This is a genomic window from Streptomyces sp. NPDC015532, from assembly GCF_043078065.1.
In the GTDB taxonomy this organism is placed as follows: Bacteria; Actinomycetota; Actinomycetes; order Streptomycetales; family Streptomycetaceae; genus Streptomyces.
Genome location: NZ_JBIBSY010000008.1, coordinates 173,642 through 188,588, shown reverse-complemented (window position 1 = coordinate 188,588; position 14,947 = coordinate 173,642). Strand labels below are relative to the sequence as shown.

14 protein-coding genes, 1 pseudogene and 1 riboswitch are annotated in these 14,947 nt (G+C 71.9%); of the genes and pseudogenes, 8 read left to right on the top strand and 7 right to left on the bottom strand.

Features of this window, described 5'->3' with window-relative positions; genetic code table 11:
• Window positions 1-25: 25 nt before the first annotated feature.
• The 3 genes and pseudogenes from ACF07B_RS24400 to ACF07B_RS24390 all read right to left on the bottom strand — a co-directional run.
• Entirely contained in the window at window positions 26-523 is a 498-nt protein-coding gene (locus ACF07B_RS24400) for an NUDIX hydrolase (RefSeq protein WP_369480701.1), read from the bottom strand.
• Between the two features lie 50 nt (window positions 524-573).
• Complete coding sequence (locus tag ACF07B_RS24395; protein ID WP_392180483.1) at window positions 574-732, bottom strand: hypothetical protein; 159 nt, start codon at window positions 730-732, stop codon at window positions 574-576.
• A 68-nt stretch (window positions 733-800) separates the two neighbouring features.
• Window positions 801-1,509 (bottom strand): annotated as a pseudogene (locus ACF07B_RS24390) (amidohydrolase); the annotation flags it as partial.
• On the opposite strand from ACF07B_RS24390, the gene ACF07B_RS24385 reads away from it, so the two are divergent.
• The 4 genes from ACF07B_RS24385 (at window position 1,390) to meaB (ending at window position 7,046) form a co-directional block, all read left to right on the top strand.
• The gene (locus ACF07B_RS24385; RefSeq protein ID WP_392180601.1) at window positions 1,390-1,887 is read left to right on the top strand and encodes a hypothetical protein; all 498 of its coding nucleotides are present in this window, start codon (window positions 1,390-1,392) and stop codon (window positions 1,885-1,887) included. The pseudogene ACF07B_RS24390 and the gene ACF07B_RS24385 overlap by 120 nt on opposite strands.
• Before the next feature lie 196 nt (window positions 1,888-2,083).
• Window positions 2,084-3,892 (top strand): methylmalonyl-CoA mutase family protein, encoded by a 1,809-nt coding sequence (locus ACF07B_RS24380; protein WP_392180482.1) that lies wholly within the window; start codon window positions 2,084-2,086, stop codon window positions 3,890-3,892.
• Window positions 3,892-6,066, top strand: coding sequence for a methylmalonyl-CoA mutase (scpA, locus tag ACF07B_RS24375; protein ID WP_392180481.1), 2,175 nt, complete (start codon window positions 3,892-3,894; stop codon window positions 6,064-6,066). Before ACF07B_RS24380 ends, scpA begins: the two co-directional genes overlap by 1 nt.
• Window positions 6,063-7,046 carry a methylmalonyl Co-A mutase-associated GTPase MeaB gene (gene meaB, locus ACF07B_RS24370; protein WP_392180480.1) on the top strand — a complete coding sequence of 328 codons (984 nt, stop codon included), beginning with the start codon at window positions 6,063-6,065 and terminating at the stop codon, window positions 7,044-7,046. Before scpA ends, meaB begins: the two co-directional genes overlap by 4 nt.
• 158 nt (window positions 7,047-7,204) lie before the next feature.
• Here the strand turns inward: meaB and ACF07B_RS24365 are convergent, their stop codons facing one another.
• The 4 genes from ACF07B_RS24365 to ACF07B_RS24350 form a co-directional block, all read right to left on the bottom strand.
• Window positions 7,205-7,963 carry a CbtA family protein gene (locus ACF07B_RS24365; protein ID WP_392180479.1) on the bottom strand — a complete coding sequence of 253 codons (759 nt, stop codon included), beginning with the start codon at window positions 7,961-7,963 and terminating at the stop codon, window positions 7,205-7,207.
• Between the two features lie 20 nt (window positions 7,964-7,983).
• Window positions 7,984-8,205: a CbtB-domain containing protein gene (locus ACF07B_RS24360; protein ID WP_362390876.1), complete on the bottom strand. Its 222-nt coding sequence runs from the start codon at window positions 8,203-8,205 to the stop codon at window positions 7,984-7,986.
• Window positions 8,206-8,245: 40 nt separating this feature from the next.
• Window positions 8,246-8,391, bottom strand: a riboswitch (cobalamin riboswitch).
• A 60-nt stretch (window positions 8,392-8,451) separates the two neighbouring features.
• Window positions 8,452-9,561 carry an enoyl-CoA hydratase/isomerase family protein gene (locus tag ACF07B_RS24355; RefSeq protein ID WP_392180478.1) on the bottom strand — a complete coding sequence of 370 codons (1,110 nt, stop codon included), beginning with the start codon at window positions 9,559-9,561 and terminating at the stop codon, window positions 8,452-8,454.
• Between the two features lie 135 nt (window positions 9,562-9,696).
• Window positions 9,697-10,206, bottom strand: coding sequence for a cupin domain-containing protein (locus ACF07B_RS24350; RefSeq protein WP_392180477.1), 510 nt, complete (start codon window positions 10,204-10,206; stop codon window positions 9,697-9,699).
• A 139-nt stretch (window positions 10,207-10,345) separates the two neighbouring features.
• Between ACF07B_RS24350 and ACF07B_RS24345 the strand changes: the two genes are divergently transcribed.
• The 4 genes from ACF07B_RS24345 to ACF07B_RS24330 all read left to right on the top strand — a co-directional run bounded on the left by ACF07B_RS24345 (window position 10,346) and on the right by ACF07B_RS24330 (window position 14,946).
• Window positions 10,346-10,780: an RrF2 family transcriptional regulator gene (locus ACF07B_RS24345; protein ID WP_392180476.1), complete on the top strand. Its 435-nt coding sequence runs from the start codon at window positions 10,346-10,348 to the stop codon at window positions 10,778-10,780.
• 23 nt (window positions 10,781-10,803) lie between these two features.
• Window positions 10,804-11,730 carry a DsbA family protein gene (locus ACF07B_RS24340; RefSeq protein WP_392180596.1) on the top strand — a complete coding sequence of 309 codons (927 nt, stop codon included), beginning with the start codon at window positions 10,804-10,806 and terminating at the stop codon, window positions 11,728-11,730.
• 581 nt (window positions 11,731-12,311) lie between these two features.
• Window positions 12,312-13,886, top strand: a complete 1,575-nt coding sequence (locus ACF07B_RS24335) for an ABC transporter substrate-binding protein (RefSeq protein WP_392180475.1) — start codon at window positions 12,312-12,314, stop codon at window positions 13,884-13,886.
• Between the two features lie 31 nt (window positions 13,887-13,917).
• Window positions 13,918-14,946: an ABC transporter permease gene (locus ACF07B_RS24330; protein WP_392180474.1), complete on the top strand. Its 1,029-nt coding sequence runs from the start codon at window positions 13,918-13,920 to the stop codon at window positions 14,944-14,946.
• The last annotated feature ends 1 nt before the right edge of the window (window position 14,947 follow it).

Here is a 14,947-nt window from a genome sequence, read left to right as displayed (position 1 = left end):
GCCGTGCGCGGGGCCTCGCTCCCGCTCAGGGGGTGGGGCCGCCGTTGGGCATGAAGCCGAGGTCGACGGGCGTCGTGGGCGGGCCGTCCCGCCGTACCGAGGCCAGCAGGTCCGGCAGCCGGGGCGGCCACAACCGCTCCGCCGGGTCCGAGAGATCGCGCGGCGACCACCATCTCCCGCCGAGAATGCCTTCCGCCGCCTGCGAGGCGCCCAGTTCGCCGCCCGGCTGCCTGCGAGGGCCGTACGCGAGGAAGATGTGCTCGTACTGCCGCACGGGGACACCTATGCGGGTGAAGTCGTGTTCCCAGAAGCACAGCGGCGTGCCGCCGGGCTCGATGTCCGTCCAGCCGGTCTCCTCCCGCACCTCGCGCACGGCGGCCTGGAGCGGGGTCTCCCCCGGATCCATGCCGCCGCCGGGCAGCGCCCAGTGGACGCCGACCTCCTCGTTGTCGTACCGGAACATGAAGACGGCGCCCTCCGGGTCCAGCACCGCGACTCTCGCTGCCTGCCTGGGTATCCGCATCGGTTCACCCTGACAGAGCCGGACCGCGCTGTCGATCAGCCCGGACGACGTCAGCCGCAGGGACGTCCCGGGTACTCGTCGCTCTCCGGGACGCCCGCCTCCCGCATCACGCGCAGCATCTCGCCGAGGGCCGACTCGTCGTCCAGGAGCAGCGGGCCGTTGAGGTCCCGGTCGAACACCGTCACCCCGGTCGGAGCGTTCCAGATCACCCACCGGAGCGGGTCCGGGGGCACCGCTTCCGGCCCCGTAGGCGGGCCTGTGCCATCCGGCCGAGCGCTCACAGCACCGCCTCCTCGGTCTCCTGGCCGCCGACGAGGGCCGCGACCACCTCGATGCCGCCGATGCGTGAGGTCTCCACCGTCGTCGGGTCGTCGGCGAGCACCGCCAGATCAGCGTACTTGCCCGGGGTGAGGCTTCCCAGGCTGTCCTCCCAGCGGCAGGCGAAGGCCCCGCCCACGGTGTAGGCGCGCAGCGCCTCCTCCACACCGATGCCCTCGTCGGGTCCGATGGTCCGGCCCGTTTCGGAGGCCCGCTCCACCATGAACTGGACGGCACGCAGCGGCGATCCGTCCGTGACGGGGCGGTCCGAGCTGCCCACGAGCGTGATGCCGTGCCGCAGGAAGCCCTTGCCCCGGTACAGCCAGGGCGCGCGCCGGGCTCCCATGACGGCCGCGTAGTCGTCGCCGAAGGAGCGCAGGAAGTCGGGCTGGACGACGGCGATCAGGCCGAGCCGCGCGAAGCGGGCCAGTTGGCCGGGGCGGACGAGTCCCGCGTGCTCGACGCGGTGCCGTGCGTCCGCGCGGCCGCAGGCGCTGGGCCCGTTCGATCGCGTCCAGGGCCACGTCGAGCGCCCGGTCGCCGATCGCGTGGACGGCGAGCTGCCGTCCGGCGAGACGGCCGGCGACGACGGTCTCGGCGAGCACGTCCGGGTCGTCCTGCAACTGACCGGCGTGGCCGAGTCCTTCGTAGGGGCCTCTCAGCGCGGCCTGCGGCTCCTCGGGGAGCGCCGACGCCGGTTCCGCGAAGCCGGGGGCCTCGGACAGGACATGGCCCGTCACCATCGCGCACAAGTACGGCAGCACGACCATCAAGGCACCGACCTCCTGGACACCGGCACGATCGTCTGGATCGTCTCGGACACCGCCAAGGACGCGGCCAAGCTCCACAAGGACGCCCTCTACGCGGACCTGAAGGTCACGCGGCAGAACCGGGAGGTCTTCATCAAGGAGACCAGCGACTACGGCAACGCGGTCTCCTTCGTCACCGTGCTGAGCCTGCCGTACATGCTCGACCGCCTGGTCCCGCAGCTCGCCGCCGCCGTCGACGGCGACCCCGCGACGAAGGTGCCCGCCCCGACGGCCTGACGACCCCTTCCGGGGGCCCGCCGGTCCGCCACCGACGGGCCCGCCGGAACGGCCGGGTCCGGCTTCCCGGAACGACCACCGACACGTGCCGCACACCCCGGCCCGCCGCCTGAGATCTGGATCACCGAGAGCAGGAGGTCAAGGTCACAGGCCTCGCCTCTGCTGTCGCCCTAGCGGTCTGACCTAGCATCCGAGCATGACAGTCCTGCCCAATGACGGGCTCGCGCTGGCCGCCGAGTTCCCTTCCGCGACCCATGACCAGTGGCAGCTCCTGGTAGAAGGCGTGCTGCGCAAATCGGGCAAGGAGGCCTCGGGCGCGACAGCCGAAGACGTGCTGTCCACAACGCTCGAGGACGGTCTCGCCACCAGGCCCCTCTACACCGCGCGTGACACGGCCGCCGACACCGGTTTCCCCGGCTTCGCCCCGTTCGTCCGGGGCAGCAGGCCCGAGGGCAACACCGCGGGCGGCTGGGACGTACGGCAGCGCCACACGGACGCCGACAACGCCCTGGTGCTCGGAGACCTGGAGAACGGCGTCACCTCGCTGTGGCTCGCCGTCGGCGAGGGCGGCATCCCCGTCTCCTCGCTCGAGGAGGTCCTCGCGGGCGTCTTCCTCGATCTGGCCCCCATCGCCCTCGACGCCGGACCTGACGTCACGTCGGCGGCCCGGGAGCTGTTCCGGCTGTACGAGGAGCGCGGCGTCGTACCGGGTGAGGTGCGCGGCAATCTCGGCGCCGACCCCCTGGGCCACGAGGCCCGTACCGGTACCGCCCTGGACTTCGCTCCGGCCGCCGCCCTCGCCCTGCGATGTGCCGACGAGTACCCCGGACTGCGGACGCTGACCGTCGACGCGCTCCCCTACCACGAGGCGGGCGGCTCGGCGGCGCAGGAGCTGGGCGCCTCCCTGGCGACCGGTGTCACCTATCTGCGTGAGCTGACCGAGGCGGGTCTGTCCGTCGAACAGGCCTGTGCGCAGCTGGAGTTCCGCTACGCCGCGACCGCCGACCAGTTCCTGACGATCGCCAAGCTGAGGGCGGCGCGCAGGCTGTGGGCCCGGGTCGCCGAGGTGTGCGGGACGCCGGGCGCGGGTGCGCAGGTGCAGCACGCCGTGACCTCGCCGGTGATGATGTCGCGCCGCGACCCGTGGGTGAACATGCTGCGCGCGACCATCGCGACGCTCGCGGCCGGCGTCGGCGGCGCCGACTCCGTCACCGTCCTCCCCTTCGACCACGCCCTGGGCCTTCCGGACGCGTTCGCGCGGCGCATCGCCCGCAACACCTCCACGATCCTCATCGAGGAGTCGCACCTGTCCCGGGTGATCGACCCGGCGGGCGGCTCCTGGTACGTGGAGAAGCTGACCGACGAACTCGCCCACGCGGGCTGGGAGTTCTTCCAGGAGATCGAGCGGGACGGCGGCCAGGCCGCGGTCCTGCGCTCGGGCCGGCTGCGGCAGGACCTGGCGGACACCTGGGCGGCCCGTTCCGTCAAGCTCGCCAAGCGGCGCGAACCGATCACCGGCGTCAGCGAGTTCCCGCATCTGGCGGAGCGCCCGGTGGAGCGCCGGCCCGCACCCGAGGCGCCGTCCGGCGGACTGCCGCGAGTGCGCCGCGACGAGGCGTACGAGGAGCTGCGGGCCCGCTCCGACGCGCATCTCGCCGCCACCGGGGCCCGCCCCCGGATCTATCTGGCCGCGATCGGCCCGGCCGCCGCGCACACGGCGCGGACCACCTTCGTCGCGAACCTGTTCCAGGCCGGTGGCATCGAGCCGGTCACGGACGGCGCGTTCGAGGACAGCGGCGCCACCGAGGCCTGCCTGTGCTCCAGTGACGCCCTGTACGAGGAGCAGGCCGCCGACACGGCTCAGGCCCTCGCCGCGGCGGGCGCCCGGCATGTGTTCCTGGCAGGCCGCCCCGGGCAGTACGCCGGTGTCGACTCCTATGTCTTCGCGGGCTGCGACGCCGTCGCCGTCCTCTCCGCCACCCTCGACCGCATGGGAGTGTCCTGATGGGAATCCCCGACTTCTCCGGAATCGACCTGGGGACGCCCACCGCCGAAGGCGGCGCCGACGAGTGGAGTGCCGCCGCCGCGAAGGCCACGGGCGCGGACGAGGCGACCTGGGAGACCCCGGAGGGCATCGCGGTCAAGCCGCTGTACACCGGCCGTGACACGGAGGGCCTGGACTTCCTGGAAACGTACCCGGGCGTGGCACCGTATCTGCGCGGTCCGTACCCGACGATGTACGTCAACCAGCCCTGGACCATCCGCCAGTACGCGGGCTTCTCCACGGCGGAGGAGTCCAACGCCTTCTACCGCCGCAACCTCGCCGCGGGCCAGAAGGGCCTGTCGATCGCCTTCGACCTTCCCACGCACCGCGGTTACGACAGCGACCACCCGCGCGTGACGGGCGACGTCGGCATGGCGGGCGTGGCCATCGACTCCATCTACGACATGCGGCAGCTCTTCGACGGCATCCCGCTGGACAAGATGACCGTGTCGATGACGATGAACGGCGCCGTACTGCCCGTCCTCGCCCTGTACATCGTGGCGGCCGAGGAGCAGGGCGTGCCGCCCGAGAAGCTGGCCGGAACCATTCAGAACGACATTCTGAAGGAGTTCATGGTCCGCAACACCTACATCTATCCGCCGAAGCCGTCGATGCGGATCATCTCCGACATCTTCGCGTACACCTCGCAGCGCATGCCGCGCTACAACTCCATCTCCATCTCCGGGTACCACATCCAGGAGGCGGGCGCGACGGCCGACCTGGAGCTGGCGTACACGCTCGCGGACGGCATCGAGTACATCCGGGCGGGCCGCGAGGCGGGCCTGGACGTGGACGCGTTCGCGCCGCGGCTCTCGTTCTTCTGGGCGATCGGCATGAACTTCTTCATGGAGATCGCCAAGATGCGGGCGGCGCGCCTGCTGTGGGCGAAGATGGTGAAGCAGTTCGACCCGAAGAACTCCAAGTCCCTTTCGCTGCGCACCCATTCGCAGACGTCCGGGTGGTCGCTGACCGCGCAGGACGTGTTCAACAACGTGACGCGTACGTGCGTGGAGGCCATGGCCGCCACCCAGGGCCACACCCAGTCGCTGCACACCAACGCCCTGGACGAGGCCCTCGCCCTGCCGACCGACTTCTCCGCGCGGATCGCCCGCAACACGCAGCTGCTGATCCAGCAGGAGTCCGGTACGACCCGGGTCATCGACCCGTGGGGCGGCAGCGCGTACATCGAGAAGCTGACGTACGACCTCGCCCGCCGCGCCTGGCAGCACATCGAGGAGGTCGAGGCGGCGGGCGGCATGGCGCAGGCCATCGACGCCGGCATCCCCAAGCTCCGGATCGAGGAGGCGGCGGCCCGTACGCAGGCCCGCATCGACTCCGGCCGCCAGCCGGTCATCGGCGTCAACAAGTACCGGGTCGAGACCGACGAGAAGATCGACGTCCTCAAGGTCGACAACTCCTCCGTACGCACGCAGCAGATCGAGAAGCTGCGCCGGCTGCGGGCCGAGCGCGACGACCGGGCGGTCCAGGACGCGCTGGAGGACCTGACGCGCGCTGCGGCCGGTGAGGGCAACCTGCTGGAGCTGGCCGTGCGCGCGGCCCGCGCGATGGCCACCGTCGGGGAGATCTCCGACGCCCTGGAGAAGGTGTACGGGCGGCACGCGGGCCAGATCCGTACGATCTCCGGGGTGTACCGCAACGAGGCAGGGGAGTCCCCGTCCGTGGACCGCACCCGGGCGCTGGTGGACGCGTTCGAGGAGGCGGAGGGCCGGCGCCCGCGCATCCTGGTCGCCAAGATGGGCCAGGACGGTCACGACCGCGGCCAGAAGGTGATCGCGACCGCCTTCGCCGACCTGGGCTTCGACGTCGACGTCGGCCCGCTGTTCCAGACGCCGGGCGAGGTCGCCCGTCAGGCGGTGGAGGCGGACGTGCACATCGTGGGCGTCTCGTCGCTGGCCGCCGGGCACCTCACCCTCGTGCCTGCGCTGCGCGAGGAACTGGCGGCGGAGGGCCGCGAGGACATCATGATCGTGGTCGGCGGGGTGATCCCGCCGCAGGACGTGCCGACGCTGCTGGAGATGGGCGCGGCGGCGGTCTTCCCGCCCGGGACGGTGATCCCGGACGCGGCGTACGACCTCGTCCAGCGGCTCTCTGCCGACCTCGGGCACGCCCTGTGATCGAACTCGACACCTATGTCAAGGGTGTGCTCGACGGGAAGCGGGCGCTGGTCGCCCGCGCCATCACGCTCGTCGAGTCCACCCGGCCCCAGCACCGGGCGCTGGCGCAGGAGTTGCTGACCGAGCTGCTCCCGTACAGCGGGAAGGCCCGGCGGATCGGCGTCAGCGGGGTGCCCGGCGTGGGCAAGTCGACGTTCATCGACGCGTTCGGCACCATGCTGACGTCGCTGGGGCACCGGGTCGCGGTGCTGGCTGTCGACCCGTCCTCCACCCGTACGGGCGGCTCGATCCTCGGCGACAAGACCCGTATGGAGCGCCTCGCCGTGGACCCGGCCGCGTTCATCCGCCCCTCCCCCACCGCCGGCACGCTCGGCGGGGTGGCGAAGGCGACCCGCGAGTCGATCGTGGTGATGGAGGCGGCCGGCTACGACGTGGTGCTGGTGGAGACCGTCGGCGTCGGCCAGTCGGAGACCGCGGTCGCGAACATGGTCGACTCCTTCCTTCTGCTGACGCTGGCCCGCACCGGGGACCAGTTGCAGGGCATCAAGAAGGGTGTCCTGGAGCTGGCCGACGTGATCGCCGTCAACAAGGCGGACGGTCCGCACGAGCGCGACGCCCAGTCCGCCGCGCGTGAACTGGCGGGCGCACTGCGGCTGATGCACGGCAAGGACGCGGCCTGGACGCCGCCGGTGCTGAGTTGCAGCGCCCGTGAGTCGGCCGGTCTGGACACCCTGTGGGACCGTCTGGAACAGCACCGCACGCTGCTCGACTCGACCGGCGCTCTCGCCGAGAAGCGCCGTGACCAGCAGGTGGACTGGACCTGGACGATGGTCCGGGACGAGCTCCTCGGCCGCCTGCGCTCCGATCAGGCCGTACGCGCGCTCGCACCCGGCCTCGAACGGCAGGTACGCGAGGGCGGGTTGACGGCCACACTCGCGGCGGAACGGATTCTGAAGGTGTTCGGCGGCGAAGGCCGCTGAGTCGGACGGCGGTGGCGGGGCAGGTCGGAGCCCGGCCACCGCTCAGGACCGCGGTGACCCGCGACGGACCCGGCTCCCCGCCGCGGCCCTCCGCGTCCCGCAGAGAAGGCGACGGGCCCCCCGGAAGACTTCCGGGGGGCCTGTCGCGTATCCAGGGTTCAGTTCGCGGCCGGGACCGACCGGCCCGAAGGGGCCTTCGCGGGACGGGGGTTGAGCATCCGTTCGGCCAACTCTCCGAAGACCAGGCCGAATCCGCCCCACAGGACGGTCTGGATGGCCAGCGCGGAGAGCCTGAACCGCCACAGGAGGGTGGCCGGGAAGTCCCCCGGCACCTCGTTGACGACGGGCAGGAAGGCGTAGGCCAGGCCGACCGCCGCGATGAAGGCGGCCACCGCGACCAGGGTGGCGTACCAGGTGCCCAGGCCGGGCGCGAGGCGCTTGCCGAGGAGGGTGGCCCCCACGGCCAGGAGCACGCTGAGGACCATCATCAGGAAGTAGAGGGTGGTCCGCTTGCCGATGGTGTCGGGGTCGCCGACCGACGGCGGGTTGGCCGGATACTTCAGGAAAGGCACGACGTACACGGCGAGGAGCGCGGTCCCGGACAGCAGGAGCGCGGTCGCGCGGGCGCCGAAGCGGCCCACGCGGCCGAGTGCGAAGCAGTAGGCGAGCGCGGCGATCCCGCCGAAGGCGACGCCGTAGATCAGGACGCCGGTGGCGAGACCGGCGGTGGACTGGAGGCTGCGGGAGACGAGTTCGACCTCGTGCCCGTGCTCGTGGGCGTGGGCCTCCTCGAAGCCGATGGCGCTGTCGACACTCGGTTCACCGAGCAAGTAGGCGACGACCAGGGCGAGTACACCGGCCGCGAGGCCGGCGAGCATGCCGCGTACGAGGAGGCTTCTGACTGTTGCCGAGTTCATGGTGTGTGCCGTCCCTCGCGTCAGTGGCAGGGGAAACCGAGCAGGTGGCGGGCGTCGTGCACCCACTCGTGGACGTCCTCGCCGGAGACGACGGCGGTGGCGCCCTGTTCGGCGCCGACGAAGTACAGCAGAACCAGCATCAGGATGCCGAAGAACGCCGCCCAGGGGACGATCGCACCGATCGGCAGCTTGGCGGGAAGGGCGGGGGTGGTGGCTGTCGGCGGAGCGACGGTCTGCGCCATGGCAGAACCTCCTCGGGAGTTCGCGTCCCATCTCGGTGGTGCACAGGATGACGCCTACGGGTCTGACTCACGGGCGCCCAGCGTGGCTGGGACGTCTCGTTCACAGTGGCGCGACCGTGCCGGATTTCCGCCGGCTTCCGTCTTGACGTCATCGATATCGGACCGACCGTACCGCGTGGCGCGTACCTGGCCAAGACCACGCCGACCGGGGTGATCTTCCTCTCGTCCCAGGTGACGCGCCTGTCCTCAGTCCTGCCGCGCCGCGGTGTCCCCGCCGGTGGCGGACTCGCCTTCGGGCAGCCCGAGTTCATGCTCGCCGAGGGGGGAGAAGAAGCGCTCGACGTCGGCGTCGGTGACCTCGGCGAGCGTGGCGGGGGACCAGCGCGGCTCGCGGTCCTTGTCGATGATCTGGGCCCGGACGCCCTCGACGAGGTCGGGTGCGGACAGGGCAGCGCAGGAGACGCGGTACTCCTGGTCCAGAACGCGCTCCAGCGATCCGAGCCGCCGGGCCCGGCGCAGACTGGCCAGGGTGACCTTCAGGGCGGTGGGCGAGTTGCCGAGGAGGATCTCCGCCGTCTCCTTGGCGGCCGGTTCGTCCGCCGCCAGCAGCCGCCGGATGATCTCCTCGACCGTGCCGGCGCTGTAGCAGGCGTCGATCCACTCGCGCCGCTCCGCGAGTTCCGCCGGTGGCGCGGGACGGGCGTGCGCGGCCACGGCCTCCGGTACGGGCCGGTCCGCGAGGTCGGACACGAACCGCCGGAGTGAGGAGGACGGCAGATGGTGGTCGGCGAGGCCGCACAGCAGCGCGTCGCCGGCGCCGAAGGAGGCGCCCGTCAGGGCGAGATGGGTGCCGAGTTCGCCCGGGGCGAGGGCGAGCAGGCGGGTGCCGCCGACGTCGGGGACGAAACCGATGCCGGTCTCGGGCATGGCGACGCGCGAGCGCTCGGTGACGATCCGGACGCTGCCGTGCGCGGAGACACCGACGCCGCCGCCCATGACGATGCCGTCCATGACCGCCACGTACGGCTTGGGGTAGCGGGCGATACGGGCGTTGAGGTGGTACTCGTCGCGCCAGAAGGCGGCGGACGCGGTGCCGTCCCCGTCGCGCGCGTCGTCGTGGACGACGCGGATGTCGCCGCCCGCGCACAGCCCGCGTTCGCCCGCACCGGTGATGACCACGCTCTCGACGGCCGGATCGTGTTCCCAGGCGGTGAGCGCCTGGTCGATGCGGCGCACCATCGCGTGGTTCAGGGCGTTCAGGGCCCTGGGCCGGTTGAGGGTGATGTGGGCGGCCCGTCCCTCGGTGCGCAGCAGGACGGATTCCCCGGCGGCGCCCGGTGCCTCGGTGCCGCTCATCGGAACGCCTCCGTCAGGCGGCGGGCCACGATGACGCGCATGATCTCGGTGCTTCCTTCCACGGGCCGGTCGCGTCGCAGGTCACGACGTTCTCCTCGCTACCGTACCCACCGGGTCATCGAACGGCCCGGGCCGTCAGCCCTCTTCCCCGTCCCGCAGCACGTACAGGCCCGGCAGGTTGACCACGATCGCCTCCTGGGTGCTGCGGGCGATGACCACGACGGCCTCCTCGGCGGGGTCCGGGTTCTCCTCGCGGTGCGGCACGAACGGCGGCACGAAGATGTAGTCACCGGGTGAGGTGCGCAGCCGCAGTTCCTCGGGCGTTTCCCCCGAGTCGTCGAGGAACACGAACTCGGGGTGTCCGCTGACCACGTAGATGGCGGTCTCGGAGGCTCCGTGGTGGTGGTCCGAGGAGGCGGTGGAGGGGGCGACGTGGGTCTGGCCCATCCACAGCTTCTCGGAACCGACGGTGGTGCCGCTGACGGCGGCGAATCGGCGCATGCCACCGGACTGCGCCGTGTCGCCGTCGAGGGCGTCGGCGCGGACGTGGTGCAGGCGGGTGCGCAGGGGGCCTACGGACCGCCCTTCGGCGTCCGGGAGATGGGGGTGGAAACCTTCGCCGGGGGTTGTCGACGGCTCGCTCATGAAGGGGGACGCTAGAGCGGCCCGGAAAAGGATGTCAAGAGGTATCCATTGCGCTTCACCTGCGGCAATGTTCCCGCAATGTACGTGGGGAACCGGTGGAGACCCCGCCGGCGCACCCCTGGTCGGGCATCATGGGCCCATGCATATCTCCGCGAAGGCGGACTACGCCACGCGAGCTCTGCTGGAGCTCGCCCGCGAACCGGCCCGCCCGCTCACCTGTGAGGCCATAGCCTCCTCGCAGCATGTTCCGTTCCGCTTCCTGAAGTCCGTGGTGGGCGAGTTGCGCCGGGCCGGCCTGGTACGCAGTCAACGCGGCTGCGAGGGCGGGTACTGGCTCGGCCGGCCCGCCGACGAGATCACCCTGCTGGACGTCGTACGCGCCGTGGACGGTGAGCTGATCACCCTGCGGGGCGAGCCGCTGGCCGGGCTCGACTATCCGGGGCCCGCCTCCGGGCTTCCCGGGGTCTGGCGTCGTATCGAGGCGGAGGCCGCGGCCGTACTGGGCGGGACGACGCTCACCGCGCTGCTGCCAGCCCAGGCGGCCGGGCGGATGGGCCACAAGGGAGCCGCGTGACCCGCCCGCCGGACCGGCCGGTCGTGGACGCGGCGGAGGTGGCCGACGCCTCGGACGCGGTGGAGGTCGTCGAGTACACCGACCCGCTGTGTCCCTGGGCCTGGGGATCGGAGCCGGTGTTCCGCAGGCTCCGGACCGCGCTGGCGGGCCGGGTCCGCTGGCGGCGCGCGTACTGCGTCCTGTTCGACCACGACGACGACCCACCGCCCGATCCCGCCGCCGAGACCGCCTGGTACGCGCGGTACGTCAAGGACATCAGCGCTCACACCGGGGCACCGCGGGCGCGGCGGCTGAGCCGGGTGGCGGCGAGTTCGTGGCCGTCCTCGCTGGCGGCCAAGGCCGCGGAGCGTCAGGGCGACGAGGTGGCCGGGCGGGTGCTGCGGCGGCTGCGGGAGAGCGTGTTCGTGCTCGGGGAACCGGCGGACACCCCGGCGCTGGCGTTGTCCGCGCTACGGGGTGTGCCGGGCCTCGACCATGAGCGGCTGGCCGCCGACGCGGCGTCGGCGTCGGTCCGGGAAGCGGTGCTCGCCGACCGGTCGGAGGCGCGTCGGCCGGTCGCCGAGGTGCTGTCGGTGCGCGGTGGTTCACCGCATCCCGGTGCCGCCAAGGAGACCGCCGACGGCGGGTACCGCTACGCGCTGCCGACGCTGCTGGTCCGCTCTCCCGCGGGACGGCGCGTCGTACCCGGCTGGCACGCGTACGAGGAGTACGCGTCGGCGGTCGACGAACTGAGCCCCGGGCTGCTCACGGAGCCCGCGCGGCCGGCTCCCCCGGTGGCGCTCGCGCGGTACCGGAGCCTGACCGGCCCGGAGGCGGCGGTGTTGAGCGACGGCCCGTGGCCTCCCGGGGACGCCGTGCGCGTCGAGACCGGCAACGGCCCCCTGTGGCTGCACCCGGAGGAAGCCGCCGTGCATCCGGCCCGCGACCGCGGCGCTCCCACCGCGCCCTGACGGCGCGACCGTGGCGCCCCGTCCGGGCCCCGACGGGCCTCTGACCGGTGGTCAGGGCGGGGCAGGGCGGGCACTGGTGCCGCGTCCCGTCCCTGGCGGTGCTCTGATCAGCGGTCAGAACCCGTCCCGCCCAATGAGACACCAAATGGTGTCCATTGACAGCCGCCGAGAACCGGCCCCAGGATGTGCACCATGCTCACGACGCACCCCGGCGTGGTGTGCCGCTACGTGGACCTGCGGCGCACCTGCAGCGCACTCTGTCGCTGACCGCCCGCCAGCCGCGGCCCCCAGGCGCCTGACGCCCGTCCCGCCGGCACCGGCCCCGAGCCGACCCGCCGCCCGGCCCCCGTCATCGCGCGCCGTTCTCCCAGCGTTTCGTCGTCTCCGCTCCCCCGGCCTCCCGGCCCTCCCCGCGATCCGCCGACGCCTCCTGCCCTGAACGCGGCATGCCCCCGTGCGCACCGAAGCACACACCGGCATGCGCGTCTCCGGCATGCGTGGCGTCCGTCCGCGGAGTGGGCCGGCCTCGCTCCCCACCGCGCCGCCCCGGCGCGGCGGGAGCCTTCGCAGAAAGCAATCCGATGCCCGGACGTCTCACGCCCCGCACCCCCGCCCCGGCCTTCCGTTCCGCCCCTCGACCCGGCCGGCTGCGCGCCGCCGCCCTGGGCACCGCCCTGGCCGCCGCGCTCGTCCCCGCGCTGAGCGCCTGCGGCGGCGAGACCTCCGCGTCCGCCGGCTCCGCCGCGCTGAAGTGGACCTCCTCCTACTTCCCCGCCCACTGGGACCCGGTGGTCAGCGGCAGCGGCGCCCAGTTCCGCGAACTCGCCCTGGTCTATGCCTCGTTGACCCGGACGGACGACACCGGGAAGGCCGTGCCCGACCTGGCCGAGAGCTGGGACTACAACGCCAAGGGTGATGTGATCACCTTCCATCTGCGGCCGCACCTGAAGTTCAGCGACGGCGCGCCGGTCGACGGTGCCGCCGTGAAGGCCGCGATCGAGCGGGCCAAGAAGCAGAAGAACTCCGCCCTGTTCGGCGACCTGACCTCGATCACGGCGGTGGACGCCAAGGGTCTCGACGCGGTGATCCACCTCAGCCAGGTCGACTACCAGATCCCCCAACTGCTGGGCGAGCGCGTCCTTCAGATCGCCAGCCCGAAGGCGGCGGCGTCCCCCGGCAAGCTGGACCAGGGGCCGGTCGGCGCCGGCCCGTTCATCGTCACCCAGCTCGTCCCGGGCACCAAGGCCGTCCTGAAGAAGAACCCGGACTACTGGGACGCGAAGAACATCCACATCGACACCGTCGAGCTGAGCTCCGCCCCCGACGCCTCCACCGTCGTCTCCGGACTCCAGACCGGCGTCTACAACTTCGCCGACATAGCCCCGAGTCAGGCCGACGCGGCCAAGAAGGCCGGACTCGACGTCTTCGTCCAGCCCGGCTTCAACGCCTCCAACCTCAGCCTCAACACCAACAAGGCGCCGTTCGACAACGACAAGGTCGTCGACGCGGTCCGCTACGCGATCAACCGTCAGGAGTTCGTCGACAAGCTGACCTTCGGCTACGGCTCGGTGACCAACCAGCCGTTCCCGAAGGGGTACGTCGCCTTCGACCCGGAGTCGGCCGGCGATTACGCGTACGACCCCGCGAAGGCGAAGAAGCTTCTCGCCGAGGCCGGTCACCAGCCCGGTGACCTCAAGCTCAACCTGGTCATCCCGGCCGAGGACCCTCAAGCCGAGATAGTCCAGGCGCAGTTGGCCAAGGTCGGCATCACCGTCACGATCAAGATCGACAAGAACTGGGCCACTCCGTTCTTCGCCAAGGACCTGGCGTTCTCCCTGTACGGCACCACGGGCCGTGACTCCGCGGCGCAGACGCTCACCGCGCACTTCGGCCCGAACGGCCCGCTCAACCTCAGCTCGCCCTACGAGCCGTCCGGCTTCGAGGCGGCCATCGCCAAGGTCCGCCGGACCCCGCTGGACTCGCCCGACTACGCGAAGGTCCTCCAGGCGGCGACCCGGGCCGGTCTCAAGAGCCAGGCGCTGGTCTTCACCTACTCCTCGCCCAACCTCATCGCCAAGAGCAAGACCATCTCCGACCTGCCGAAGAACCCCGCCCACATCGACTGGACCGGCGTGACCATCGCCGGCGGCAACTGACACTCCGTCCATCACAGAGAGGGGGCAACCCATGACGACGACGGAGGCAACGGCCCCGCCCGACGTCCGTCTCCCGGCCGCCGCGGCCAGGACCGGGCACACCCTGGGCCGCGTCCTGGCCACCCTCGCCCGGTCGGTCGCGATCTTCGTGCCCGTCTTCCTGGTCGCGACGTTCGTGACGTTCGCGCTGCGGTCGCTGAGCGGACTCAGCCCGGCGCGCATCCAGTTGGGCGAGGAGGCGACTCCCGAGGCGGTCGCCCGTGTCGAGGCCCACTGGGGCCTCGACCGGCCCTTCCTCGTCCAGTACGGGGACTGGTTCGGTGACGTCCTGCACGGCCGGCTCGGCACGAGCTGGACCAACGGCGCCGACATCTCCACCCTCATCGGCCTCGGCCTGGGCGTGAGCCTGTCGGTGGCGACCTTCGCGCTGATCATCGGTGTCGTCGCGGGCTTCGGTCTCGGCACGCTCGCGGCGGTGCGCCGCACCACCTGGGTCGACCGCGCGATCACCGGCTTCGTGACGCTCATCTCGGTGATGCCGGCCTTCGTCGTCGGCATCGTGCTGGTCGCCGTCTTCTCGGTGGGACTGCACCTGTTCCCGTCCGCCGGATACATACCGGCGGAGCAGGGGTTCGGGCCGTGGCTCGCGCACATCACCCTGCCCGCCGTGGCGCTGAGCTTCGATGTCGTCGCCGATGTCGCCCGCCAGTTGCGCGGAAGCCTCGTCGGCGCCTATCGCGAGAACTACGTGACCGGCGCGGTGGTCCGCGGGCTCGGCCCGCGCCGGATCTTCTTCGGCCACGTGCTGCGCAACGGCCTCGGGCCCGCGCTCGCCACCCTCGGCCTGAAGTTCCCCGCCCTGGTCGGCGCCTCCGTCGTCACGGAATGGATCTTCGGACTCCAGGGTTTCGGACGGTTCGCCAACGACTCGGCGCAGGCCGGGGACGTACCGGCCGTGCAGGGCGTCCTCGTGGTGTCGATCGTCCTGGTCGTCGCCTTCAACCTGCTCGTCAACCTGGTGCTGGCCCGCGTCACGACTGCCTCGCGGCGGGGGGTGTGAC